Source organism: Streptomyces sp. NPDC017095, from assembly GCF_044332325.1.
Lineage (GTDB): Bacteria > Actinomycetota > Actinomycetes > Streptomycetales > Streptomycetaceae > Streptomyces.
On sequence record NZ_JBIROU010000001.1, the window covers coordinates 628,062 to 652,617 of the forward strand.

Consider the following 24,556-nt stretch of genomic DNA (forward strand, 5'->3'; position numbering starts at 1 on the left):
CTCCTGGAGGACGGGGGGCGCTGTGGGTCGGGGCGCCGGGGGGGGCGTCCGCCGGGGTGTGGCCGAAAGTTCACGCCGCTCACGCTGTGTGGTCAAGGTCACCTCCGTACGGGTTTCCGCCTCCCACGATGTCAGGTCATACCGTCCTGTCCCATGACCCAGCCAAGAACTCGTGAGACGGCCCGAAGGCTCCTGTTCGTGGGGTTCGTGATCGGTGCGTTCGCCCTGGGCACCAGCGAGAACGTGGTCGCGGGCATCCTGCCCGAGATCGCCCGCGGACTGCGGGTGAGCGAGGGATCCGCAGGCTTGCTCGTGACCGCGTACGCCGGAACGGTGACCGTGGCCGGCCCGATCGTGACCCTTTTCTTCGACCGGGTGGGGCCCAGGAAACTGGTGACCGGATCGATCGCGCTGTACGCCGCGGGCTCCGTACTGGCCGCCGCGGCCGGTTCCTTCCCCGCGGTGGTCGCGGGGCGGGTGATCACCGGCCTGGTGCACACCACGATCATGGTGGTGTTCATGACGGCGGCCATGCGCGTGGCCGAGCCCGGCAAGGAGGCGTCGGCCGCCGCCAACATCACCCTCGGCCTCTCCGTGGCCACCGTGCTCGGTGTTCCGATCGGTGTCCTCCTCGGCCAGCACCTGGCCTGGCAGGCGGCGTTCGGGCTGGTCGCCGTGCTGGCCGCGGTCAGCCTGCTGGTGGTCCTCGCCGTCTTCCCGGCCGACGAGCCGGCCGGCGCGCCCGCGCCGCGGGCCGGCCTGCGCGGGCTGGGCCGCCCCGAACTGCTCCTCGGCATCTGCGTCACCGCGCTGACCGGCATGGCGGCCCTCACGGTGGTGACGTACGTGGCCCCGTTCCTGACCCAGGGCTCCGGGGTCGGTTCCGGTGCGATCGTGTGGATCATGCTCGCGTACGGCGCCGGCTGCGTCGTCGGCAACACCCTGGGCGGGCGGATCGCCGACGGCCGGGTGCTCCAGGCGATGGCCGGCACCGTCACCGCCACCCTCGCCGTGCTCGCCGTGCTCCTGCTGGTGTCCGGCAGCGCGGTACCGACCGTGATCGTCACCGTCCTGGTCGGCCTCGCCTACTTCGCCACGTTCCCGGCTCTGAACACCTGGGTGGCCTCCAACGCCGAGGGGCTGTCGCCCAACCTGGCCCTGGCCCTCAACAGCTCCGCCTTCAACATCGGGATCGCGCTGGCTGGCTGGACCGGCTCGGCCTGGCTGAACTCCGGCCGGCCGGCCGGGAACCTGCCGCTCATCGCCCTGCCGCCCGCCGCCCTGGCCGCCGCCCTCGCCTGGGTCCTGGTGCGCCGCCGGCGCTCGGCTCCCGGCTCCGGGACCGCGCGCCCGGCGGACGAACCCCACGCGGGCACTCCCACGACCGCCTGACATCGCATCCCCGCGACCGATTCCGGCGAACCGATCGATGCAGACCCCTTGCCTTCCATGACCGCCTCCGCCCCGCAGTACAAACATGCGCTGACCCGCCGTCCGCAGGGCCGATGGACCGTGGACGCCGTCAGGCAGGTGTCGTACGAAGGCCTCGTCCACCACCACCTGCCGGCCCCCTCCGACCCGCACCTCGCCGACGCTCTCCGCCGGGGGGACGGCCCGTCAGGACGGCGAGGTACCTGCGGGTGAGTTCGAGGGACTGGATCTCCTTGCTGATGCGGACGTACTCACGCGTCAGCACGGTGTCGAGTTCCTCGCACACCCGGGACACGTCCACGCCCTCGTGGACGCACTCCAGCAGGAAGCGGATGTCCTTCGTGCTCATCCCCCCGTCGATCAGGAACTTGACCAGCCGCACCCGGGCGACGTCCGCGCTCGTGTAGAAGCGGTGACCGCGCGCCGTGCGTCCCGGGGTGAGCAGACCACGGCTCTCGTAGTAGCGCAGCAGTCGTTCGCTCACCCCCGTCGTCTCGGCCATCTCCCCCATACGCAGCGTCTCCTCGTCCACCGCGGGTTCGGGGGACATCCGGTACGGGGAGGCCGGCGGTCCCGGCACCTCCACCGGGCCGGGTGCACCCGGCTCCGTCAGTCGATCGAGTGTGCCCACCGATGTGTTCATCAGGCGCTCCGTTCGGCCGGCTGCGGCCGGCATAAAAGCCTCGGCATAGCGGTTCTCTCCTCCAGGTCGCTCCACTGGCATGCCGCGGTCACCGACCTGACGCGACGGGCGGGGCGGTGCCACGCAACGCGCGAACACCCGTCGGCTCATCCGTATTCCGGGAGCGCGAGGTCATGAACACGGATGTCCGTCCCGCACCACCGCGTCGGGACGGCCCGTCTCCCCCGGCCGTGCGTGGCGGAGACACAGCTCCGCGAGAAGGCGTCGAGGGCCGGGGCAGTCGCGTCCCGTCGGTGAGCGGGAAGGTCCCGTGGAACCGGCGGCTCACGGGCGGGTCCGTCCGGTGGACTCCAGTACCGCGGTCAGGAAGCGGCGCACCGTCTCCAGCTCGCCCGCGTCAAAGCCTTCCGCGGCCGCCATCACCTCGCCGATCACCGGCCCGAAGAAGGTCCACCCGAGTTCCGTGGCCTTCTCTTCCACGTGCAGCAGGACGCGTCGCCGGTCTGCCGTGTCCCTGCTGCGCCGGACCAGTCCCAGCCGCTCCAGCCGGTCCACCAGGGCGGTGGTTCCCGCGGAGTTCAGCCGGAGCTGCTCGCCGAGCCACCCGGGCGTGGCCCGCGTCCCGGCCCGTGCCGCGTCCAGAAGGTGGATCAGCGCGCGTACGTCGGTGGGATGCAGTCCGTGGCGCGCGGCGAACTCGGCACCGAGCAGGTCGAACTCCACGGTGACCGCGCGCAGCAAGTGGACCAGTCGCATCGCCGGTTCCCGTTCGTCCATGCGCACTCCTCGGCCTCGGCGTAATATCTCGCTCAGCGAGATTATCGCCTGGCGAGAGGAATCCCGTGTCCCCGTCCGCCTTCGACCTTGCCTACGACCAGCTCCGCGCCCGCTGGCCCGAGTCCACCGAGGAGCGCGATGTCGGCACGCCGTACGGCCGCACCCGGGTCCATGTGTACGGCCCGGCGGACGGCAGCCCGCTGGTGCTGCTGCCCGGCGGCTCGGCCACCGGCCTGTCCTGGTTCGCCAACGCGCCGGCCCTCGGAGAGCGGTACCGGGTGCATGCCGTGGATCTGCTGGGCGACGCCGGCCGCACCGAACGCCGGGGCGCACCGCTGAGGAACGCCGATGATCTGACGGCGTGGCTGGACGCGCTGCTGGACGGCCTCGGGCTCGCCCGCACCCACCTGTGCGGTCACTCGTACGGCGCCTGGCTGGCCGTCAGGTACGCCCTGCACGCACCGCGCCGGGTGGACCGTCTCGCCCTGGTCGACCCCACCCAGGTCTTCGCCGGGTTCCGCCTCGGCTATCTGCTGCGCGCGCTGCCCGCCCTGATCCGTCCGAGCGAGGCCCGCGCCCGCGCCTTCCTGGCCTGGGAGACGGCGGGCACCCACCCGGACGAGACCTGGCAGCGCCTCTACGCGCTGGCCACCACCGTTCCCGGCCGCAAGCTGGTCACCGGCGCCCGGCCTCGGCCGGCCGGCCTCCCCATGCCGGTCCTGGTCCTGCTCGCGGAACACAGCCGCGCCCACTCCACCGCCAAGGTCGCGGACCGGGCCCGCCGGGCGCTTGCGCGGGGCGAGGTGGCCGTACTCCCCGGAGCCACCCACCACTCCCTGCCGCTCACCTCGCCGAAGCAACTGGACGACCGGCTGACGGCTTTCCTGGGCTGAGCCTCCGTCGACCTGAAACCGCGGGTGGAAGGCCGGATGTGGCCGGACGGCCTCCTGCCATCCGGTGCATGCCGGAGTCCGAGTCGGGGCGATGGTCCTTCTGATCGGCAGGCCGGCGCTCTACCTTCGCTCCTGTGATCAGGATCTCCGGGATGGCGAAGCGGCTCATGGTCGGCCGTGCCCTGCGCAGCAGCGAGTTGGGCGAGGCGTTGCTGCCCAGGCGTCTGGCCTTGCCGATCTTCGCCTCGGACCCCTTGTCGTCGGTTGCCTACGCGACGCAGGAGATCTTGCTGGTGCTCACGCTGGGCGGGCTGGCCTATGTGCGTGTCACGCCGTGGATCGCGGCGGCGGTCGTCGCGCTGATGACGGTGGTGGTGCTGTCGTACCAGCAGGTCGTGCGCGCCTACCCGAGCGGTGGCGGCTCGTACGAGGTCGTGTCGGCGAACCTGGGTGAGAACACCGGTCTGGTGGTGGGGGCCGCCCTGCTGGTCGACTACGTGATGACGGTGGCGGTGTCGGTGGCTTCGGGCGTGGACAACGTCATCTCCGCCGTTCCGCAGGTGCACGCACAGCGGGTGCCGATGGCGCTGGGTTTCGTGGTGGTGCTCGCGGTGGTGAATCTGCGGGGGGTGCGCGAGTCCGGGCGGGCTTTCGCGGCGCCGACGTACCTGTTCGTCGGCGGTGTGCTCATCATGATCGTCACCGGGCTCTTCCGGTATCTGGCCGGGGACGCGCCGGTCGCCGAGAGCGCCTCGTACGGCATCCGGCCGGAGGCGGGCGACTGGCGGCTGGCCGGTGTGGCGCTGGTGCTGCTGGTCCTGCGGGCGTTCTCCAACGGCTGCACCGCGTTGACCGGCGTGGAGGCCATTTCCAACGGGGTTCCCGCCTTCCGGAAGCCGAAGTCGCACAACGCGGCGACGACCCTGGCCGCGATGGGCCTCATCGCGGTCACCATGTTCGTCGGTGTCACCGCTCTCGCGCTCGTCTCCAAGGTCCATATCGCCGACGACACCTGCCGGCTCACCGGACTGGGCGAGGACTGCTCCTCGTACCAGCAGCGCACGGTCATCGCCCAGATCGCCGCCGCGGTCTTCGGCGGGGAGAGGAGTCCCGGCTTCTACTTCATCCAGGCCGCCACCGCGCTCGTCCTGGTCCTCGCCGCGAACACCGCGTTCAACGGTTTCCCGCTGCTCTCGTCGATCCTGGCGCAGCGCCGCTACCTGCCCCGCCAGTTGCACAGCCGCGGCGACAGACTCGCCTTCTCCAACGGCATCGTGGCGCTGGCCGTCACCGCCGGTCTGCTGCTGTGGGGGTTCGAGGCCAGCGTCACGGCCCTGATCCACCTCTACATCCTGGGCGTCTTCACCTCCTTCACGCTGTCGCAGACCGGCATGGTCCGGCACTGGAACCGGGCCATGTCCACCGGGAGCGACCCCGCGCTGCGGCGCCGCCGGCACCTCGCCAGGGCCGTCAACGCGGCCGGCGCGGTGACCACGGGTCTGGTCCTGGTGGTGGTCCTGCTCACGAAGTTCCTCGAAGGCGCCTGGCTGGCCGTGCTCGCCGCCGGGGTGCTGTGGCTGCTGATGCGCGCGATCCGCGGGCACTACGACCGCACCACCGCCGAGCTGACGAGCACCGACCCGCACGCCGACCTCACCTCCCCCTCCCGTGTCCTGGCGATCGTGCTGGTCTCCAACGTCCACAAACCGACCCTGCGGGCGCTGGCCTATGCCCGCGCTCTCCACCCCGACCGGCTGGAGGCGCTCACCGTCGCCGTCGACCACGACGAGGCACGGGCGCTGGAAGACGAGTGGCAGCGACTCGGCATCGATGTCCCCCTCAAGGTCCTGGACTCTCCCTACCGTGAGGTCACCAGGCCAGTCGTCGACTATGTGCGCTCCCTCAGCCGTGAAGGTCCCCGCGACATGGTCGGCGTCCACATCCCCGAGTACGTCGTCGGCCGCTGGTGGGAGAACCTGCTGCACAACCAGTCCGCGCTGCGGATCAAGGCACGCCTGCGCTTCATTCCCGGCGTCATGGTGATCAGCGTGCCCTGGCAGCTCCTCTCCTCCGCAGGGGCCGACCACCACGGTCCGCGTGCCCCGGGCTCCGTCCGCCGCGGCGAACCGTCACGCTGACCGGGAGCCATCCGGACGCCCCGCGCGGCTTGCGGGCACCGCGGACCGTCGTTTCACTGGTGACGAGAGGGAGCGTGGCCGGTGGACGAACCAGTGACTGTGGGCGTGGACGGCTCCCCCTCCAGCATGAGGGCGCTGGACTGGGCCGCCGACGAGGCCGCTCTGCACGGCCGGCCCCTTCGCATCGTGCACGCCTCCGTATGGGAACGCTTCGAAGACGCCACCCCTGCGGAGGACTCTCCCGAAGGCCGGGCTGAAGCCGCCGCACTGGAGGAGATCATCACCGACGCCGAAGCCCGGGTCCGCCGGCGCCGCCCCGAGGTGAGGGTCCATGCCGAAGTGCTGCCCGGGGAACCCGTCGACGTCCTGGTCCACGCGGGAGAAGGCGCCTTCGCGCTGGTCGTCGGCCATCGTGACCACGGTGCCCTCGCACGCCGCCTGTCCCTCGGTTCCGTCGGGCCTCGTGTGGCGGAACGCGCGTGGTGCCCCGTCATCCTCGTCGGCGGCCCCGCCCCAGAGCGGCCCACAGGAGACCGGCGGGTCGTCCTCGGTGTCGGGGAGGCAACCGACGCCGGCGCCGCCCATGTCGCCTTCGCCCTCCGCGAGGCACAGGCCCGTGGCGGCGACCTGGTCGCGGTGCACGCCCGGAGCCGGCAGGAAACACGGCAAGAACCACCGGATAACGGCTCGGCGGCAGCCGACGCGCTCCTCAGCGCGGCGGTCCCGGCGCGGGCAGTCCTCGAAAGCGGCGTCACCGTGCACAGACAGGTCGTCGACGGCCCCGCACCCCATGCCCTGTCCCACGCCGCGCAACACGCCGACCTCCTCGTCCTGGGAGTCCGGCACCGGCACGGCATGGTCCACCGCGAACTCAGACCCGCCCACCACGCCGCACTGCGCCACTCGCCCTGCCCCGTCGCCCTGGTAGGCGTCGTCCCCAGGTCCCCCACGAAGGCCGGAAACTAGCTCCGCGGCCCCGGGGTGCCTCGTCGTCGGACCGGCCGGGCGACTGCGCGGCTCCTGACGTACGGGGCAACGTCACCGCACGCCACACGACCCGGGACATCGACGCCGGCGTCCGCGCACTGGCCGCCGCGTTGCGGCAGAGCCCCTGACGACCCGGCACGCCCCGCAGAGCGGACGAGGCTCCGCGAGCCCTGCGGGGCGTCACAGGGAGGGTCAGGCCGCGGGCCGGTAGGCCAGCAGGCAGAGTCAGGCCGCCGGCCGGTAGGCCAGCAGGAACGTGCGCACAGCCGAGCCCGCGACGGCGCGCAGTTCCTCCTTGGCCACCGCCTGGGTGCCGAGGCGGGAGCGTCGCTCCATCGGGCCGGTGAGCAGTGCGAGGAACTGCTCCGCGGCCTCCGCGGGATCGCACGCGCGCAGCCGCCCGGCCAGCGACAGACGGGCGAGCCGGTCGGCCAGGGACTGCTGGAGGCGGCTCGCACCGCGGCCCCAGACGATCTCCAGCAGCTCGGGGAACCGGGCCACCTCCGCGTAGAGCAGCCGCCGCAACGCCCATGACCGGTCGTCACAGCACTGGAGCAGCAGGCGGTGTGCCACGTCCTCGAACACCGCCTGCACCTCCTCGTCGCCGGCCTCGGCTCCGTGTCCGTGTCCGTGTCCGTGTCCGTGTCCGTGTCCGTGTCCGTGTCCGTGTCCGTCGACGGTCAGCAGCTCGACCACGGCAAGGTTCTCGGCCATCACGGCGTCGGCGGCCGTTTCCAGCGCACTGCGGAACACGTTCTCCTTGTCGCCGAGGTGGTTGTACACGGTGTGCTTCGCCACCCCCGCCACCTCCGCGATCTCCTCCATGCACGCGCGGGCGTAGCCGCGGTGGGAGAACACCGTGAACGCGGCACGCAGGATCGCCTCCCGCTTGTCGATCCGTCCGCGGGACGCCGCCCGCGGCGCCGCCTTGCCCGTCTTCCCCGCTGCACTCGCTCCCGTCACCGGATCATCGTACCCATCCGTGCCAGAGACTGCACTAGCCAGTGCAATGAACTAGGCCAGCCATTGCAATCACAGTCCACCGGCCCCTACAGTGCAGCCGTCGGAGGGGGGCCCGTGACCGGACGGACGCCTCGATCCGCCCGGCCCGCCGCGACGACACGAGGAGAGACGACGTGAGGATCCTGGTCATCGCGGGAGGCACGGACGGCATCGGCAAGGCCCTGGCCGAACGGCAACTGGCCCGGGGCGACAAGGTCTTCGTCATCGGGCGGAACCCGGCCAAGGGCCGCGCCTTCCTGGAGCGGGCCGCGCGGCACGGCGCCGCGGACCGGGCGCGGTTCGTGACCGCGGACCTGAGCCTGCTGGCCCAGACCTCCGCGGCCGTCGACGAGATCACCCGCGAGACGCCGTCCGTGGACGCGCTGGTCCTCTGCGCCCGGCACTACCAGTACCGCCGCACCGTCACCGCGGAGGGCTACGAGGAGAACTTCGCCCTCTTCTACCTGAGCCGCTACCTCCTCGGCCACGGCCTGGTGGAGTCCTTGCGCAAGGCGGAACACCCAGTGGTGGTGAACATCGCGGGCCCCGGAGCCGGTCTCGGCGTGGTCCGCTGGGACGACCTTCAACTGCGGCACGGGTACCACGGGGGCGCCGCCCTCGGCCAGGGCGGAAAGCTCAACGACCTGCTGGGCGTGTCGTTCGCCGAGCGGTACGGCGTCGCCACCGGCGTCCGCTACGTCCTCATCCACCCCGGGGTCACCGCGACCGGCTTCTCCGGTGTGTACGACGCCGGGACACTCGCACACATCCGGTCGATGCAGCGGAACGCGAAACCCGTCTCCGCCGCACTGCCACCGATCGTCGCCGCCCTGGACGATCCCCCCGACGACCCGTTGAGCGCCTTCGTCGAAGGGCAGCGGCTCCGGGTCGACACCCAGGACTTCGACCGCGTGGCGGCCGGCCGCCTGGAAGCCCTCACCAAGCGACTTGTGCTACGGAGCTGACGTCCCGTCCGGGAAACCGGCGCGGACCTGAAGCGACGGGCCCTGGGCGCGGCGGCGATGTGACGTTCCGCCCGGGACGGTGTGCCGTAGGACGGCAGCACCGTGCCTCGGAGGCAGGGACGGCCTCCGAGGCACGGCGCTCATGACGGGCGGACCGTCGGCGAAGCGGTCACGGGACCAGCTTCAGCAGGCGGTTGGGCGAGCCCGAGCCGGCGCCGGTGACCTTGCCCGTCGTCGCTCCGTCCACCAGGGCCGTGGCGACCTGGGCCGGCGTGGCGGAGGGGTGGCCGGCCAGGTAGACCGCGGCGGCTCCGGCGACGTGCGGGGTCGCCATGGAGGTGCCGGAGATCGTGTTGGTCGCGCTGTCGCCGGTGTTCCAGCCGGCCGTGATGGAGGAGCCCGGGGCGAAGACGTCCACTACGGAACCGTAACTGGTTCCGGGTCCGCTACCCCAACGGTACGTGGACCGACTGGCAGGTGAGCTGCCTCGTCGAACCCGACGGCCGGTTCTGCCCGTGACCGCCGGGGGCACCAGCCCACGGGGGCAGGGCTTCACCGAGGAGAGGACACCTCGATGCGGCAACCCCTCCGGTTGCGACGGACACGGCGGCACGGTTTCCGGCGCGTCCGTCGGGTCAGGTGGCAACGACCATCGTCAACCGTTACACGGTGAACAGGCGTACGGAGACATCCGCGCCGGAGGTCTGGAGGGCGAGCTCGCATTCGCCGGTCGGTGTCACCTGGTCGTCCTGGAGCGGGAAGCCGGTGAACTCGATCCAGGCGACGCCGTCATCCCCCTCGTCCCACGTGATCGTGCCCTCCCCGAAGAAACCGCTGCTCCCGGAAGGGTCTGTCACGGTGGCCTTCAGCGAGTTGGCCTCACCTTTGGTGTTCTCGGCCTTGATATCGACGGTGAGCGCCACACCGGGACTGGCGAGCGCCGTATCCGTCACCGGTGCCAGGCTCCCGACGTTGAAGGAGCTGCCGAGACCCGTGGAATCGGTGCCGGTGACAGACTGCACGGTCACGTTGGATGTCAGCGGGCTGACCGAGACGGTGGACATGATGCGGCCTCCTCACGGCACGCTGGAACGCACTGGTCGGTCACGGCCCGGTACGAGAGGGGGCGGCGCCACCCGCGGGCGGCACGGGCCCGCTCCAGCCAGCCTCACCTTCCAGGGTGTCGCAGCCTGCGGAGGGCCGCAATTTGGCACCACGTGGAACGGGACCTCAGTGACCAAGGTAAAGGAAGCGCAGGTAACGCGCGTACGACAGCCGACGCTGCGTGAGCCTGGCAGCCTCGAGGGAGTCACTCAGCGTTCCATGGAGCGCGCTGTTCAGTCGGAGTTCGACCGCGCGCCGGCTGAACTCCTGTCGCTGCTGCCGGGCCCGGTCGCTCGCAAGGGTGTTCTCCTGGTTGAGTCGTTCCCGACCGTCCTCCCACTGCTTCCGCGCTTTCCCACGCAGGTCGTCGGTCTCGGCCTCCACAGCCTTTCGCTGGGCGGTGAGCTGGGTTCGGCGGTGGGTGACGCCCTGCTCGATCGACTGCCGCTCCGGCACGCTGAGCTGGGTCGGCTGCCGGGCTTCGGCGGAAGCGACCAGGCGTTTTCGCCAGACGTCGAGAGCGATGGCCTTGGCCTCGCCGATGCCGTGGACATCGACCACCCTGCCGTTGTCCAGCACGAGTACGGCACCGGTGCTGTTGTAGTTCCTGTTCTGTACGGACCGGTAGCCCTTGAAGTCGGCTGCCGTCCGGATGCCCGCTGCCGCGAGACGAACGGCAAGCGTCGGCCCGATGCCGTGCGGCGGGGACTGGGCGATCAGCCGGCGGCTGAGCTGGTCCCGCACGTACGCGGATTGCTTGTCGGCGAGCGCCTTGCCCAGGGCCCTGCGCAGTTCCTCCGCGAGGCCGTCGATCTTCTGGTCGATGTCGCGCTGCTTGCGGGCCTTGCGCTTCTCGGCCTCCTTCAACGCGGCGTGGTACTGAGCCGTGAGCTTGTCCTGGGCTCGTGGGTGGTCGGCGGTCCGCTTCGCCTCGGCTGCGTCCAACTTCGCCCGGTCCTTGCGCAGCTTCTCGGCTGCCTTGGACGGGTCCTCGATCTGGGCCAGCTCGTTCGTCAGCTCGGTCACGGCGGCCCGGGACTGCGCCCGCTCCACTCGTCGGCTCCGGGCGAACGCGGTGAACGCGAGGGCAGCGACGACGGGCACACCCGGCCCGATCAGCGGTGCCGAGAATCCTGCGACGACGATCAAGGCGGTCACGGCCAGCATCACAGGCCAGAGCACGGCCGTGATCACGTCCAGCGGCGTCCGGACGCGGAAGCTGTCCGGCGAGGTGCCGGAACGCCCGGCCGATGACGCCGGTGCCTGCTGGGGCACGTGTCCTGCCATCCAGCCGGGCAGTCCGCCCGCGGCAGGGGTGGCGGAAGAACCCATGCCGGAAGCCGTCGTTCGCGGGGCCCCCGTCGCGGTGGTGCGCTGCCCGGGAAGCGCCCCCGGGAGCGGAGGGAGCACGTCCAGCGGCTGAAAGGCCAGCGACCTCACCTGGTCGGCGAGTCCGTTCACCGTCCGGTCGGGGTGGGCCAACAGCGTCTGCAGTCCCGTGGACCCGTTCGGACTCTTGAAGTCGTCCTCGGTCAGCAGCAGGAACTCGCCCTTCGGCTCGTGCAGCCGGTTCCAGAGCGCGGGGTCGGCGGCTACCGCCTTGAGCGACAGGAAGATGACCCACGCGGAGAAGCGGTCCAGGTCCGCCCCGAAGTCGTCATTCCCCCGCAGGGGCGACTGATAGTTGCGGTGCCCCCGCTCGGTACCGGCCAGACCGTCCAGTGCGGGCACGTACATGCCGTCGTAGTCGACCAGGCGCAGGGTGTCGTCACTCGCGACGAGCAGGTTGCCGTGTTGGAGGTCGCCGTGGGCTATCTGGTTCTCCGCCAGGTCTCGTGTCAAAGCCTCGAACCGGTCGGCCAGCCGGTCGACGGCGAACCGGTCGGCGTGGTGGTCGTCGAGCCACGAGGACAGGGTGACGGCCTCGCACCACTCCATCTTGAGCACCGGATAGTGCTCCTGGCCGACGCTGATCGCATCGGGAAGGTACTCGAAGCCGAGAGCCCATGGCTGGGAGAGCCCGGCCGGGTCGAGCCGGGCAAGCCGGGAGCTGATGGCCTGGTAACGGCGTTCCTGGTCCGGAACGTGACGCGTGAAGCATTTGACCGCGTACCGCTGACCCGACGTGGGAGAGGTCAGCGAGAACACGCTGGCGAAGGCTCCGGAGATGGCACGGGGTAGACCGAGCCTGGTCAGTTCCGGCTGCGCTCCTTTGAGTTCGGGGTGCCGGAAGCACAGGTGCGTGTGCTGCAGCGCCTCCGCGTACTCGCCGCCGCTGGGGAACTGTCTCTGCTGACCGGTGGCCGAGCCCACGTTCACCGCCCTTCGAAGTCGATCCGTACGACCGCCACGTCGTCGTTGCGCAGGTGTCCGCCGCCCCGCAGACCGTTCAGCCACGCGTTGAAGGCGTCCAGGTCGTCCGGTGCGGTGAACTCCAGCAGTTGGCGCAGCGCGCCGTACTGGTCCCGGGCCGACAGGAACCAAGCAGCCAGGGCGTCGGTCATGAGGAGCAGCCGGTCGCCGGGCCCGCACCTGCCTTCGGTGAACCGCGTGCGGCAGGCCAGCAGTGCCGCGTCGTGGTTGCGGCTGCCGAAGAGGTCAGGAGTGGTGCCGAACTCCTCGGCGGCCTCTACCGGGAACGCCTGTACCAGCCTGTCGTCGCGCAGGTGGAACAGGCAGCTGTCCCCCAGGGCGGCAGCCCGCCACCGCCACGCCGGTTCGGCTGCTTCGTCCTGGAGACAGGGGGCCGGATCGACGCGCACCGTGAGCAGCGTCGCGTAGGCGCCTTCGGCCAGCTTGGTGTGTTCGTACCACTTCAACGGCCGCCCTTCCGCGGTGCGCGCCTGCGTGTACCGCACCAGCCAGGGATCCCACTGAGCCACCACCGACGAAGCGAACTCCTCGAACGAGGAGCCGCCTGCCAGGAGTTCCGGTCGCTCCAGAGCGCTTTCGGCCGCCGCGCGGGACAGCAGCCGGGCCCAGTCCTTGGCCAGGGCACTCTCTGTCGCGCCGTCGCAGACGCCCGCGGTGACGGGTTCGAGCAGCATGTCGTCGTGCGAGCGACGGGGAAGCACGGCGACGGCGTCCTCGCATTCGTCCTCGCTGCTCCCCTGCTTCGGGGCTACGAGGTGCGTGACGTACACGCAGGAGAGCGGAGTCGTCACCGCAGTTCAGTGGCTCGGGTGCCGATGTCGAGGAACTGCACGACCGTGGTGATGTCGGCGTTGTAGACGAAGCCGCGGGTCGTCTCGCTGACTCGCTGCCCTTGGGAGGCGGCGTACGAGCGCATGTGACCGGGCAGCGCACTCGACATGGAGAAGAGGGTGCGGGCGTAGCTGTCGGGAAGGCCGTCGGCGGTGTCGGGGAAGGCCGTGGGCGTTCCCCCGGCGGCGGAGACATGCAGGTTGAACAGCAGTGCCGCGCCGTCGGCGGTGGCGTGCGAGGTGATGGCCGCGGCGGCCGCGGTGGGGTCGCCATCGGTCGACTCGCCGTCCGTCAGGTTGATGACGATGGGCGGGAAACCGGCAGGGTAGCGCTCCGTCCAGCCGGCGACGAGGTTCTCGGCGTACTGGAGGGCCCGGTTCATCGGGGTACCGCCATGGGCCACCGGGTCCATCCAGAGCGGGAAGTTGACCACGGTCTCCACCAGGCCGCCGGCGCCGTCGGGCACCTTCTTGGTCCGTTCGTCGACGCGGGCCGGACTGTCCGCCACCTCGCTGAGCGGGACGATGTCACGGCCGGCGAGGGAGCCCGCGAACGCCGAGCCCACCGTGGCGCCGTATCCGATGACCGCGACGTGGAAGTAGTCGCGTACCCCTTCCTCCTTCGCGCACTTGACCGAGAGTTCCGTGAGGAGGCGGTTGATGGCGTCGGCGACGACGTCCGCCTTCTGCTGAGGGATCTCACCGCCGATGGGGTCGCTCATGGAGGTCGACTGATCGACGAGGAAGATGATGCTCGTCGGGTTGCTGCGGCTGATCTCGGCCGTGTACGGCACGTGGCGCTCCTGATGGACTGCTGAGAGGTCGGTCATCCGGAGGAGCTCACACGGCATGCCGACTTCCGGCTGTCAGCGCGCACGCCGGGACGCCGAGATCCCCCCGCGCCCATCGTAGGGCGAGCGACTCGCCGCGGGTGCGGGAGTCGGCAAAATGTGTACCGGTCGTGGCTGGCCGTGGCGCTGGCCGACGCGAACGAGCCCGAGCAGGCCGCCGAAGAGGCACGCCGCGTCATCGGCACGTCCAGGGATCTCGCCTCGGAGCGCGCGGCGGAGCGGGCCCGGACGGTCCTGCAGCGGCTGAAGGAGTACGAGGACGCACCCGAGGCGCGCGAAGTACTGGCCAGCTACGGGCACTTGTCGCTCGCTTAGGGATGTGCCGAGTGTGCGGCGTGTAGGTGCGCTGAGCCGCTCCAGCAGCCGCGCCACGTGGCCGGACGCCCGTCGGATGAGCCGGGACACGATTGCTGCCGGGTCTTCCTGCGTACCGCCCGCATCCCCGTAGGTGCGCAGGAACTCGGCCGGGTCAGGAGGCGAAAGCCTTTTCCAGCCTGGGGATCAGGTCCCGGAGGTCCTGCTCCCAGCAGCCGGCGTTGTGGCCGCCGTTGCATTGAGTGCCCCAGGCGGAGCCGTCGCCGTAGTCGACGTAGTGGTAGGACATGCCCAGCGCGTCCATGCTGTCCTTGACGTGCTGGGCCGCGCCTTCGAGCCAGAACTCGGGTTCGACGGGTGAGCCGCCTCCGTTGCCCACGTAGACGGAGACCCCGACTCCGGCGAGTTTGTCCATGTGCGCTGCGGGGTCGACCTCGTTCCAGCGCCAGTCGGCATTGAATACCGGGTAGGGGGAGCCGAACAGCGCGTCACTGTCCACGCCGGGCTTGTAGGGGGAGTTGTCGGGGTCACAGGCTCCGGATGACGAGCCGCAGATCGCGCCCAGCGCATCGGTGACGGAGGCGACGACGGCCAGCCGCAGGTCCATGGACTTGGCCGACAGGTCGATGTCTCCCGAGAGGGATGCGGTCTGGCTGAACAGGTCGGGACGGACCTGCGCGTAGTGGAAGGCGCCGAACCCGCCCATGGACACACCGGCGATGGCCCTGGCCTTCTTGGTGGGAAGGGTCCGCAGGTTGGCGTCGATGAACGGGATCACCTGCTTGAGATGGAAGTTCTCCCAGTTCTGGGCGCCGAGTTGCGTCTTCTGGTTGAGCCAGTTGGCGTACCACCCCCGAGCCCCACCGTCCGGAATGACGGTGATCATCGAGTCCGACATCGTCAGCGCCGGGTAGTTCTGCCGGACCGGGTCGTCCGGTGAGCCGTGCAGGAAGTACAGCACGGGGTAGCGCCTGCCCGGGTCGTCGTAGTAGCCGCTCGGCAGGATGATTTTGATGTGGTGCTTGCCCGCCACCTCGGGCGTGGTCACGGTGATGGAGAAGTTGGCGGGGCCGCCTACGGCCGTGTCGACCTGGGTCAGGCCGAATCCGTTCGCCATCGGGGGCGGTGAGGTGGTGTCGGCGGCCTGTGCCGCAGCGGCCGGCATGACCGCCATGGCGAGTGCGGTGACGATCCCTGCCGCCATGAGTCGCCACCCGTTCGGTGTCCCTTTCACAGCCTGCCTCCTCTTCACAGCGTGCCTCCTCGTGAGCGCTCGTGCTGGTGGCGCACGTTGTATCGGGAAGCGGTGAAGTCCCGATGAAAGCGCAGGCCGTAGACCGGCACCGGCGTTCCGATGTGCTCGTGTCCGCTTGTCAGCTCCCAGGCCGGCCACCCGGCTGTCGCCGGGGAACAGCAACCGCCGCATGGTCTGTGGCGGGAATCCCGCGGTGCCCAGGGATTTCATCACCTTGTCAACGCCCCTCGCCAGGATGAACCTGCTGCGGCCGCCCGGGCCGTTCCCGGAGCCGTGGCGCAGCGAGCGCCCTGTGCTGGCCCGGCACCGACCGAGGCATGAGGAGACACGCAACGGCCGGCACGACGCTCGTGGACGCATTGCCGACTCGACACCGCGTGCACCGCGGTGAGCCGACCCTGGAGGGCCGACCATGTCCCATTCCGCACACGCCGACCACCTCTCGTTGACCCGCAGGTCGCTGCTGAGGGCCGGAGCGGGCGTCGCCCTGAGCGCCGGTGTCCTGGGCAGCTCGATCGCCGCCGCGCCCCGCGCCGCCGCGGCTCAGCGCGGGACAGCCCTGTGCGAACAGCCCGGCGACTCGGCGCGCTCGCAGGGGCTGGGGTCGGGGGATCTCGCCATCCCCTACTACCGGGAGCACGACAACACCTGGGGCTATGTCTTCGGTGACTCCTTCACCGAACCGGCACTGGGAGGGGAATACCTGGGTTCCCCGGTCATGCTGAACCAGGCCGCGTTCGATGCCTCCGGCGCGACCCCGATCTCCTTCAGCTGGGCGATGCCCACGGGAGGCGCGGCCCGGCAGCTGTTCGACTACCAGCACAACGCCGACAACGGATACGGCTTCGAGGTCAGCCGCATCCCGAACGACTGCATCGAGTTCGGCGGCCGTACGTACATCCAGTACACCTCCGTGGAGGTCTGGCAGCCGCCCGCGGGCTACGACGGCTCCCGGATGTCCGGTGTCGCCTACTCCGACGACCACGGCGTGACCTGGCACGACTACCCCTACCACTGGGCGGGTGACACCCAGGGGGTGAACCAGTCCATGTACGGGATGTGGTCGTTCGCGGGCATCGACCCCGACGGCTGGCTGTACATCTTCTCCAAACGCTGGAACGGCAGCCACCGCAACACCGGTGACGGCGGGGCGATCCAGCTCTTCCGTATCCGACCGGAGGAGTTCCGCGCCGGCAACTTCGGAGCACAGGAGAACTGGGCCTACCTCGACGGCCGCTGGCAGTGGACCCGTGCGGTCCAGCCTTCGGTCATCCTCTCCGGGAACAACATCGGTGAGTTCTCCGTGAAGCGCATCGGCAGCACGTACTGCATGAGCTACTTCGACGTCACCGACTACTCGATCTGCACCCGCACCGCCCCCCGGCCCGACGCCGTGTGGAGCGCACCGAAGCCGCAGATCGTCGGTGACACCGCCTGGCCGCCCAACCACTGGGGCAAGCCCCAACTCCCCTTCCTCTACGGCGGGTACATCCACCCGGGCAGCGCAGCGCCGAACTCCCTGACGCTGATCGTGTCGCAGTGGAACGGGCAGCCCCACCAGTCGCCCTACCGGGTGCTGCAGTACGACGGCATCAACCCGTAGACCACACCGCGTACTTCCCCTTCGGCACACACCCCCACTACAGGAGGAACATATGAGCGGAGCCCGCTTACGACGCGCGAGACCAGGCAGCATAGCCCTGCTCGCCCTCATCGCCCTGACCGTACTGAGCGGCAGTCCGGCGAGCGCCCAGGGCGCGAAGCCCCGGAAGGACATCCCTGGTCCCCTGAACCACTCCGCCCCCGCCACGCTGTACTGCGACGTCCCTCCGGAGCGTGACATCGCGGTCACCCGTAAGGTCTACGAGGTCGGCCAGCGCCTGAACGTCTCCCAGAAGGTCATGCTCGCCGGGTTCGAGACGGGCTGGGTCGAGTCCCGGATGAACAACTTGTCGTGCGGGGACCGGGATTCGCTCGGCGTCTTCCAGCAGCGCCCCTCGCAGGGCTGGGGTTCGCCCGAACAGGTCATGGACGTCGACTACGCGGCGGAGAAGTTCTTCGAGGTGGCCCTGCAGATGGATCCCGGCATGGAGGGGAGCACCGCCGGGCAGCTCGCCCAGGCCGTTCAGCGCTCCGCGTACCCTGACCGCTACGACCAGGCGGAGGGCATCGCCCGCGGGCTGGAGGACGAGGCGTTCCGGCCCTACGGCACCATCGGGGCGAAGTACGACGGCATGGGCGGCCCGGGAAGCGTCCTCGGCGGTCCGGTCCGGGCCGAGGAGGCAGCCTCGCTGGGCGGGCGCTTCCAGCTGTTCGAACACGGGATCATCCTGTGGCATCCGGATGTGGCGTACGCGGTGCACGGCGACATCCTGACCACGTTCTGGGCGACGGACGCGGAGCGGCGCTGGGGCTTTCCCACCATGGACGAGGCGGACGCCTCCCGGGCACCGGACGGGACACGGGGCCGCTACCAGTTCTTCGACCGGGGCCTGTTCCTGTGGTCGCCGTCCACCGGCACGCACGTCGTCCATGACGCGATCTACGACGCCTTCCACGCGGCGGGCCACGAAAGCGTGCTGGGCTATCCCACCACGGACGAGGTGGACGAGACCGGCGGCGGCAGAGCACAGCACTTCCAGAAGGCCACCATCCACTGGCACCCCGACAAGGGCACCTGGATCACCGACAACTGAGGTGACCCATCAGCGCACTCCTTCCCGATCCGGAGGCCACGCCGAGGAGGAAGGGAGCCTGGTTACCGACTGGTCCCCGAAACGGCCGAGGGCCGGTTCCGGATTGCTCCGAAAACGGCCCTGACCTGCGACTCTCACGAGTCGGGACGACAGGATTTGAACCTGCGACCCCTTGACCCCCAGTCAAGTGCGCTACCAAGCTGCGCCACGTCCCGTTGCGGTCATCACGCGGGGCGGCCCGCGTGATCACGCAGGTCAACCCTACCGCACCCGCGCGGGTGCCCGTGTCACCCCCGGTGTGGTGTGCGGCTCGGCCGGGCGGCGGCCGGAGCGGTGGGCCGGGACCAGGAGGGCGGCGCCGGCCGCGGCCAGGCAGAGCAGGGCGAGCAGGGTCCAGCCGTGGGTGTAGCCCGAGGCGTACGGCAGGCCCGAGGGCTGGAGCCGGCCGGTGACCAGGACACTGGTCAGGGCCGCGCCGATGGAGCCGCCGATGGTGCGGATGTTGGCGTTCATACCGGTGGCGGCACCGGTCTGCTCCACCGGCACGCTGCCCACGATGAGGTTGGCCATCGAGGCGAAGGCCAGTCCGATGCCGAGGCCGAAGAGACCCGCGACGACGGCTATCTGCCACTGCGCGTCATGCCACAGGGTGAGGAAGCCGCAGGCCAGCGCGCCGAGCGCGGCGCCCGTGGTGAGCAGCGCCTTGGCGCCGACGCGGGGTTCCAGGCGGCCGGACAGGATGCCGGAGAGGAACATGGCGAGCAGCATCGGCAGCATGAGCAGGCCGGACGCGGTCACGCCGGCGCCGAAGCCGTAGCCGGCCGTGGCCGGTGTCTGGACGAAGCCCGGCAGGAAGGACCAGATGGAGTACATGCCGGCGCCGAACAGCAGGGCGGCGGTGTTGGTGGTCCACACCGCGGGCAGCCGCAGCACCCGCAGGTCGATGAGCGGGTTGCGCGAGCGGGCCTCGGTGGTCAGCCACACCGCGAACAGGACGACGGCGGCGGCGAACAGGCCGAGCACCCGCGCCGAGCCCCAGCCCCACCGCCCGGCCTGGCTCAGCGGCAGCAGCAGGGCCACGAGCCAGCCCGACAGCAGCACGGCGCCGGCCCAACCAACCTGTCCCTCGGCCCGCTTGGGCGACTCGGGGATGCAGCGCAGGGCGAGCAGGGCCGTCGCGGCGACGATCGCCACCGGGATCCAGAACAGCCAGCGGTAGTCGAGCGCGGACACGATGGGTCCGGCGGCCACCATGCCGACCCCGCCGCCGGCCGCGATCACGGCGGAGATGTTGCTGATGCTGCCGCTGACCCGGGCCGGGGCGAACTCGTCCCGGATGATGCCGAAGGAGAGCGGGAACAGGGCGCCGCCGACGCCCTGGACGATCCGGGCGACGATCAGCACGCCGATGCTGGGGGCCAGCGCGGCGAGGAGGCAGCCGGCGAGGACGGTGAGCAGGACGGCGACGAGGGTCCGCTTCTTCCCGGCGATGTCGCCGACCCGGCCGAGGATCGGTGTGAAGACCGAGGCGGACAGCAGATAGGCGGTCATTACCCAGGTCACGGTGGACTGGGAGGTGTGCAGGGCGTGCTGGACGGTCGGCAGGGCCGGCGCGATCAGCGACTGGAGCATGGAGAAGACGCCGGCACCGGTCGCGAGGACGGCGAAGGTCAGGCGGGTGGACGCGCGGGGCATGAGGAAGCCTCTCCGGAATCGGGGTTCGGAGGGTCGGGAGGGAGGGGGCACGGTCGTACGGTCCGTGCGCCGGGTGCGGTGGCGGCGGCCCGGGCCGCGTCCGGCCAGGGCGGAGCCACCCCGCACTGGTAAAGTGGAGGTACCCCTCCACTGTAGCGGAGGATCACCTCCGGTTTCAATCGATTCCCCCTCCGGGAGGCAGCAGTGACGGCCACGCCGTTCCCCGTCGGCGAGATCGTGGCGGCCCGCCGGCCGCTGCGCAAGGACGCCGCCCGCAACTACGACGCCCTGCTCGACGCCGCCCGCGCGGCGTTCGCCGAGCACGGGGCGGCCGCCTCCCTGGAGGACATCGCCCGCCGCGCGGGCGTCGGCATCGGCACGCTGTACCGCAACTTCCCGACCCGCCGCGATCTGTTCGAGACCGTCTACGCCGACGAGGTCGACGCGCTGTGCCGGGCGGCCGTGGAACTCGCCGGACGGGAGCCGTGGGAGGCGCTGACCGCCTGGCTGCACCGGTTCGCCGGCTACATGGTCACCAAGCGCGCCGTACGCGAGGCCCTCGACGGCACGTCGGACATCTTCCAGACCTGCCGTGACTCCATGTACGCGGCCGGCAGCCCGCTGCTGGAGCGCGCGCAGCGGGCGGGTGTCGCCCGGACCGACATGGACTTCGACGATCTGGTGCGGATGGCCGCCGGCATCACGGCGACGGCCTTCGCGGACGACGCCCAGCGCGACCGCGTGCTCGCCATCGCCCTGGACGGGGTCCGCGCCACCCGCTGACACCGCCCGCTCGGGCGCCCGCCCCGCGCCCGTGTCGGCAACGGCTCGCGGTGCGGTCCCGTCGCCCGACGCAACCGCTCCCGTCACCTACTTGATCACCGCGTTCGCCACCACCACGACCAGTCCGAGCAGCGCGTCCCCCGCCCCCATGAGCACGGCGACCGGCCAGCGCCGCGCCGACCAGCGGGCGGTGAGGACGCCGAGCACGAACAGGATCGCGATGTTGAGGGCGAACGCCGCGTACTCGACGCCCTTCGCGGTCCACCAGCCCCAGCGCGCGCCCGCGAGCAGCAGGACCGTGGGCAGTACGGCCGCGACGAGCGGCCACTCGTCGCGCAGGGCGAGCAGGACGTCCCACCGGCGGTGCGGGGCGCGCTCGGCGATGTAGTGGGCGTAGCCGTGCGCGAGCGCGGAGGCGCCCGCCGTCACCAGCACCCACGCGGCGTCGTAGCCGCGGACGTCGGCGGAGGTGTGCCCGTACTGGGTGAGCGCGGCGACCATCGAGCTGGCGAGGACGGCGCCGTAGACGCCGCCGAACAGGACCATCTCGCGCATGCTGTGCCGCCGGGGCGGTGCCGGGCCGGCCGCGGTGGAGTCGGCCATGTCCCCACGATCACCCGGGCCCGGCGCCCGCGCCAGTCGGCGTGGCCCGACGAAGTGTCCGGTGACCAGGCCCGATGCCCCACACACTGTCCACGGCGGCCGGACCCGCGCGCCGCCTAGGGTCGGCCGCATGACGCACAGCTTCGCGCTCCACATCGCCGACGCCGTTCTCGAACCCGAGCCACTGGACCCGGCGCGGATCGTCTCCGGGACTCCGGAGGTCAGCGGGAAGGTGGTGGAGCGGTCGGCGGACGGGCGCCAGCTCCGCGGGATCTGGCAGATCACGCCGGGCGTGGTCACGGACACGGAGGCGGACGAGCTGTTCGTGGTGATCAGCGGGTCCGCGACGATCGAGGTCGCGGACGGGCCGACGCTACGGGTGGGGCCCGGCGACCTGGCGGTGCTGCGCGCGGGCGACCGTACGACGTGGACGGTGCACGAGACGCTGCGCAAGGCGTACGTGATCCGTCTGTGAGGAGGGGCCGGGTGCGCACCCGGGCGTACGCGCGGCTCCCGCACCACTGTCCGCACCTGCCGCCGCGGCCCCGGCTGGTCGCGGACGCCGTGCGCGGCGCGGCCGTGCCGGACGCGATGGCGCGCTCGGCGGACACGCGGAACCGGGTTACTCCGACGGCAGGTTGTAGGGGGTGACCACCTGGATCGCCGACGGCTGCGGCGGGCCCGCGGGCGGCAGCGCGCCGTGCCGGCGCATCACCGCGTGACAGGCCTCGCGCAGGTCGTGCCGCAGGTCGTGGTGGAGCACCGCGGACAGGCGGTGCTCGCGCAGCAGCCGGGTGTTGTCCTGGTCCAGGTCGTGCGCGACGAACACCGCGCACTCCCGGCCGAGGTCGGCGAAGGCCCGCAGGGTGGCCTGGTTGCCGCCGCCGATGGAGTACACGGCGCGGATCTCCGGGTCCCGTTCCAGGGCGGCGCGGACCAGGTCGTACTGGGTGGCGTCCAGGCCCTCTCCCCCGGCCGTCTCCACCAGCCCCCGCCGCGGCTGCCGGGCCCGCATGACGGCGCGGAACCCCGTCAGCCGTTCCTCCTCGTTGCGGAACGATCCGCTGCTGAGGCTGGTGAGGACGTTGCCGGGCCGGTCACCGAGCCACTGGCCCGTGAGATAGGCGGCGGTCGCGCCGGCCGCGCGGTTGTCGATGCCGGCGTAGGCGATCCGCCGGCTCGCGGGCAGGTCGGTGACGAGGGTGACGACGGGAACGCCGGCGTCCGTGAGCCGGGCGACGGCCGCGGTGACCTCGGGCACGTCGGGCGCCTTGAGGATCACGCCCTGTGAGCCGCGCCGGGCGATCCGGTCCAGGACGCGGACCAGGTCCCGGACGGGGCCGGTCTCCCGGAAGTGGAAGCGGGAGCGGACGACGGCCGGGTGCAGCGCGGGCAGTTCGGCCTCCAGCGCGGCGCGTACGGCGGCGGTGAACCGTCCGGGCGCGTGCGCCACGATGTCGACCATGAAGGTACGGCCGACCAGCCGGACCTGGGTGCGCTGCCGGTCGAGGTCGGCGATGGCCCGGCGCACCTCGCGCGCGGTGCTCTCGCGCACCCCTGACCTGCCGTTCAGCACCCGGTCCACGGTGGCCTCGCTGAGGCCCGCCTGCCGGGCGATCTCCCGGATCGGGAACGGGTGGCCCATGGCCCGGCTCCTTGAGGGGTTTTTGACGGCTCGCCGCTGATGGTGCGCGGGGTTTGTACGGACAAGAATGGCAGGGCCGGACCGGCCTCGCGGCTCCGCCCCAGAACTCGGCAACCCACCCTAGGAGCGCACCCTCATGCGTATCGGAATCCTCGGTCTCGGCCGGATCGGCGCCTTCCACGCCGAGACCCTCGCCGGGCTCGCCGTCGTCGAGTCGCTCGTCGTGGCCGATCCGGTCGCGGACGCGGCCAAGGCCGCGGCGGAGCGGTTCGGCGCCGAGGTCGCGGACTCGCCCGCGGCCCTGCTGGCGGCCGGTGTGGACGGGCTCGTCGTGGCCGCCGCCACCGACGCCCATCCGGCCCTGATCCGGGCCGGCGTGGAGGCCGGCGTCCCGGTCTTCTGCGAGAAGCCCGTCGCCCGGACGATGAGCGAGGGCGTCGGGGTCCGCGCGGTGGTGCGGGACGGCGGTGTGCCGGTCCAGATCGGCTACCACCGGCGCTTCGACGCGGGCTTCGCCGCCGCGCGGGCCGCCGTGCGGTCCGGGGAGCTGGGCCCGCTGCACACGGTGCGGTCCACCACCCTGGACCCGGCGCCGCCGCCGGCCGCGTACATCGCGGCGTCCGGCGGCATCTTCCGCGACTGTGCCGTGCACGACTTCGACGCCATCCGCTGGGTGACGGGCCGTGAGGTCGCCGAGGTGTACGCGGTGGGCGGCAACCGGGGTGCCGGTCCCCTCGGGGCGGCGGGGGACGCCGACACCACCGGGGCGGTGCTGACCCTGGACGACGGCACGATCGCGGTGGTGTCCAACTCCCGGCACAACGCGCGGGGTTACGACGTGCGCATGGAGTTGCACGGCTTCGCCGACTCGATCGCCGTCGGTCTGGACGACAGGCTGCCGCTGCGCTCGGTCGAGCCCGGCGCCGGTTTCCCGGCCGGCCCTCCGCACGGCTTCTTCATGGACCGGTTCGCCGACGCCTACCGCGCCGAACTCGCCGCGTTCACCGAGGTGGTGGCCGGCACCCGGCCGTCTCCGTGCACGGTCGAGGACGCCCTGGAGGCCGGCTGGACCGCCGAGGCGTGCGCCCTGTCCCTGCGCGAGCACCGGCCGGTGACACTCGCGGAGGTACGGACCGGCTGAACGGATAGGGGAGCGGGGCCGGGCACGCCCGGCCCCGCTCCCCTTCCGGTCAGCCGCAGTACCGGATCAGCCACTCGTCCGCGTGGTAGGTGTCCCGCGCCGGATCGGGCAGGGTGGCCGGCTTCGTCTCCACCGTGTCCTGGGGGCGTATCCGCTCGGGCAGCCTGCCGTAGCGCCGCTGACGCCCGGCGCCGGCCTCGTCGTCGGTCTCCCGGGACGTCTCGTCGGATTGCGTGCGGTGTGCCATGTCGTCCTCCCGTCCGCGCAGACGTTCCCCGCTGCCGGGGCTGTCCGGGTTCTCTGGTCGGACGCCCGCGTGCCCCGGTTGGTTCCCGGCCCCGCCCCGGCCGAATCCGTCGGGGAAGCGCAGGAACCGCCGGGCGCCCCGTCAGGCACCGCAGGACCGCAGGAACCGGCGCGCGCCCTGCC

General features: G+C 71.4%; 23 protein-coding genes, 1 tRNA gene and 1 pseudogene. 11 read left to right on the forward strand and 14 right to left on the reverse strand.

The features are described from left to right. Positions 1 to 153: 153 nt before the first annotated feature. Positions 154 to 1,392, forward strand: coding sequence for an MFS transporter (locus ACH4OA_RS02465; RefSeq protein WP_397967242.1), 1,239 nt, complete (start codon positions 154 to 156; stop codon positions 1,390 to 1,392). A 130-nt stretch (positions 1,393 to 1,522) separates the two neighbouring features. Here ACH4OA_RS02465 and ACH4OA_RS02470 read toward each other — a convergent pair whose 3' ends face one another. Further along, positions 1,523 to 2,074 (reverse strand): MerR family transcriptional regulator, encoded by a 552-nt coding sequence (locus ACH4OA_RS02470; protein WP_397967243.1) that lies wholly within the window; start codon positions 2,072 to 2,074, stop codon positions 1,523 to 1,525. Positions 2,075 to 2,398: 324 nt separating this feature from the next. After that, the gene (locus ACH4OA_RS02475) at positions 2,399 to 2,851 is read right to left on the reverse strand and encodes a MarR family winged helix-turn-helix transcriptional regulator (RefSeq protein ID WP_397967245.1); all 453 of its coding nucleotides are present in this window, start codon (positions 2,849 to 2,851) and stop codon (positions 2,399 to 2,401) included. A 65-nt stretch (positions 2,852 to 2,916) separates the two neighbouring features. Between ACH4OA_RS02475 and ACH4OA_RS02480 the strand changes: the two genes are divergently transcribed. The 3 genes from ACH4OA_RS02480 to ACH4OA_RS02490 all read left to right on the forward strand — a co-directional run bounded on the left by ACH4OA_RS02480 (position 2,917) and on the right by ACH4OA_RS02490 (position 6,848). Further along, positions 2,917 to 3,744 carry an alpha/beta fold hydrolase gene (locus tag ACH4OA_RS02480; RefSeq protein ID WP_397967247.1) on the forward strand — a complete coding sequence of 276 codons (828 nt, stop codon included), beginning with the start codon at positions 2,917 to 2,919 and terminating at the stop codon, positions 3,742 to 3,744. Positions 3,745 to 3,896: 152 nt separating this feature from the next. After that, on the forward strand, positions 3,897 to 5,882 hold the full coding sequence (locus ACH4OA_RS02485) for an APC family permease (RefSeq protein ID WP_397967378.1): 1,986 nt from the start codon (positions 3,897 to 3,899) through the stop codon (positions 5,880 to 5,882). Between the two features lie 81 nt (positions 5,883 to 5,963). Next, entirely contained in the window at positions 5,964 to 6,848 is an 885-nt protein-coding gene (locus tag ACH4OA_RS02490) for a universal stress protein (RefSeq protein ID WP_397967249.1), read from the forward strand. Between the two features lie 246 nt (positions 6,849 to 7,094). Here ACH4OA_RS02490 and ACH4OA_RS02495 read toward each other — a convergent pair whose 3' ends face one another. After that, complete coding sequence (locus ACH4OA_RS02495) at positions 7,095 to 7,832, reverse strand: TetR/AcrR family transcriptional regulator (RefSeq protein WP_397967251.1); 738 nt, start codon at positions 7,830 to 7,832, stop codon at positions 7,095 to 7,097. A 173-nt stretch (positions 7,833 to 8,005) separates the two neighbouring features. On the opposite strand from ACH4OA_RS02495, the gene ACH4OA_RS02500 reads away from it, so the two are divergent. Then, the gene (locus ACH4OA_RS02500) at positions 8,006 to 8,836 is read left to right on the forward strand and encodes an SDR family NAD(P)-dependent oxidoreductase (protein WP_397967254.1); all 831 of its coding nucleotides are present in this window, start codon (positions 8,006 to 8,008) and stop codon (positions 8,834 to 8,836) included. Between the two features lie 169 nt (positions 8,837 to 9,005). Here the strand turns inward: ACH4OA_RS02500 and ACH4OA_RS02505 are convergent. The 5 genes and pseudogenes from ACH4OA_RS02505 to ACH4OA_RS02525 all read right to left on the reverse strand — a co-directional run. After that, a pseudogene (locus tag ACH4OA_RS02505) lies at positions 9,006 to 9,272 on the reverse strand (S8 family serine peptidase); the annotation flags it as partial. Between the two features lie 226 nt (positions 9,273 to 9,498). Beyond that, positions 9,499 to 9,900 (reverse strand): hypothetical protein, encoded by a 402-nt coding sequence (locus ACH4OA_RS02510; protein ID WP_397935349.1) that lies wholly within the window; start codon positions 9,898 to 9,900, stop codon positions 9,499 to 9,501. 166 nt (positions 9,901 to 10,066) lie between these two features. Next, complete coding sequence (locus tag ACH4OA_RS02515) at positions 10,067 to 12,253, reverse strand: hypothetical protein (RefSeq protein ID WP_397967257.1); 2,187 nt, start codon at positions 12,251 to 12,253, stop codon at positions 10,067 to 10,069. A gap of 2 nt (positions 12,254 to 12,255) precedes the next feature. After that, entirely contained in the window at positions 12,256 to 13,104 is an 849-nt protein-coding gene (locus tag ACH4OA_RS02520; RefSeq protein WP_397967258.1) for a hypothetical protein, read from the reverse strand. Next, the gene (locus ACH4OA_RS02525) at positions 13,101 to 13,973 is read right to left on the reverse strand and encodes a vWA domain-containing protein (RefSeq protein ID WP_397967261.1); all 873 of its coding nucleotides are present in this window, start codon (positions 13,971 to 13,973) and stop codon (positions 13,101 to 13,103) included. The genes ACH4OA_RS02520 and ACH4OA_RS02525 overlap by 4 nt, the downstream gene beginning before the upstream one ends. 120 nt (positions 13,974 to 14,093) lie before the next feature. Between ACH4OA_RS02525 and ACH4OA_RS02530 the strand changes: the two genes are divergently transcribed. Further along, positions 14,094 to 14,309, forward strand: a complete 216-nt coding sequence (locus ACH4OA_RS02530) for a hypothetical protein (RefSeq protein WP_397967263.1) — start codon at positions 14,094 to 14,096, stop codon at positions 14,307 to 14,309. Positions 14,310 to 14,463: 154 nt separating this feature from the next. Here ACH4OA_RS02530 and ACH4OA_RS02535 read toward each other — a convergent pair whose 3' ends face one another. Then, positions 14,464 to 15,513, reverse strand: coding sequence for an alpha/beta hydrolase (locus ACH4OA_RS02535; RefSeq protein ID WP_397967266.1), 1,050 nt, complete (start codon positions 15,511 to 15,513; stop codon positions 14,464 to 14,466). Between the two features lie 463 nt (positions 15,514 to 15,976). On the opposite strand from ACH4OA_RS02535, the gene ACH4OA_RS02540 reads away from it, so the two are divergent. Both ACH4OA_RS02540 and ACH4OA_RS02545 read left to right on the forward strand, forming a co-directional pair. Further along, the gene (locus ACH4OA_RS02540; protein WP_397967267.1) at positions 15,977 to 17,167 is read left to right on the forward strand and encodes a DUF4185 domain-containing protein; all 1,191 of its coding nucleotides are present in this window, start codon (positions 15,977 to 15,979) and stop codon (positions 17,165 to 17,167) included. A gap of 52 nt (positions 17,168 to 17,219) precedes the next feature. After that, entirely contained in the window at positions 17,220 to 18,260 is a 1,041-nt protein-coding gene (locus tag ACH4OA_RS02545; protein ID WP_397967268.1) for an LGFP repeat-containing protein, read from the forward strand. A gap of 141 nt (positions 18,261 to 18,401) precedes the next feature. On the opposite strand, the gene ACH4OA_RS02550 is transcribed toward ACH4OA_RS02545, so the two are convergent. Then, positions 18,402 to 18,475 (reverse strand) — tRNA-Pro (locus ACH4OA_RS02550). Between the two features lie 46 nt (positions 18,476 to 18,521). Further along, positions 18,522 to 19,955: an MFS transporter gene (locus ACH4OA_RS02555; protein ID WP_365883382.1), complete on the reverse strand. Its 1,434-nt coding sequence runs from the start codon at positions 19,953 to 19,955 to the stop codon at positions 18,522 to 18,524. A 204-nt stretch (positions 19,956 to 20,159) separates the two neighbouring features. Here ACH4OA_RS02555 and ACH4OA_RS02560 point away from each other — a divergent pair, with 204 nt between their 5' ends. Further along, complete coding sequence (locus tag ACH4OA_RS02560; RefSeq protein ID WP_397935387.1) at positions 20,160 to 20,738, forward strand: TetR/AcrR family transcriptional regulator; 579 nt, start codon at positions 20,160 to 20,162, stop codon at positions 20,736 to 20,738. Between the two features lie 87 nt (positions 20,739 to 20,825). Here the strand turns inward: ACH4OA_RS02560 and ACH4OA_RS02565 are convergent, their stop codons facing one another. Continuing rightward, a complete protein-coding gene (locus tag ACH4OA_RS02565) occupies positions 20,826 to 21,341 on the reverse strand; it encodes a hypothetical protein (protein WP_397948061.1) in 516 nt (171 codons plus the stop codon). A gap of 130 nt (positions 21,342 to 21,471) precedes the next feature. Here ACH4OA_RS02565 and ACH4OA_RS02570 point away from each other — a divergent pair, with 130 nt between their 5' ends. Next, positions 21,472 to 21,816 carry a cupin domain-containing protein gene (locus tag ACH4OA_RS02570; RefSeq protein WP_397967270.1) on the forward strand — a complete coding sequence of 115 codons (345 nt, stop codon included), beginning with the start codon at positions 21,472 to 21,474 and terminating at the stop codon, positions 21,814 to 21,816. 147 nt (positions 21,817 to 21,963) lie between these two features. Here the strand turns inward: ACH4OA_RS02570 and ACH4OA_RS02575 are convergent, their stop codons facing one another. Continuing rightward, positions 21,964 to 22,986 carry a LacI family DNA-binding transcriptional regulator gene (locus ACH4OA_RS02575; RefSeq protein ID WP_397967273.1) on the reverse strand — a complete coding sequence of 341 codons (1,023 nt, stop codon included), beginning with the start codon at positions 22,984 to 22,986 and terminating at the stop codon, positions 21,964 to 21,966. Positions 22,987 to 23,122: 136 nt separating this feature from the next. Here ACH4OA_RS02575 and ACH4OA_RS02580 point away from each other — a divergent pair, with 136 nt between their 5' ends. Beyond that, positions 23,123 to 24,127, forward strand: coding sequence for a Gfo/Idh/MocA family oxidoreductase (locus ACH4OA_RS02580; RefSeq protein WP_397935395.1), 1,005 nt, complete (start codon positions 23,123 to 23,125; stop codon positions 24,125 to 24,127). A gap of 49 nt (positions 24,128 to 24,176) precedes the next feature. On the opposite strand, the gene ACH4OA_RS02585 is transcribed toward ACH4OA_RS02580, so the two are convergent. Continuing rightward, positions 24,177 to 24,374: a hypothetical protein gene (locus ACH4OA_RS02585; protein WP_365883912.1), complete on the reverse strand. Its 198-nt coding sequence runs from the start codon at positions 24,372 to 24,374 to the stop codon at positions 24,177 to 24,179. Positions 24,375 to 24,556 lie beyond the last annotated feature (182 nt).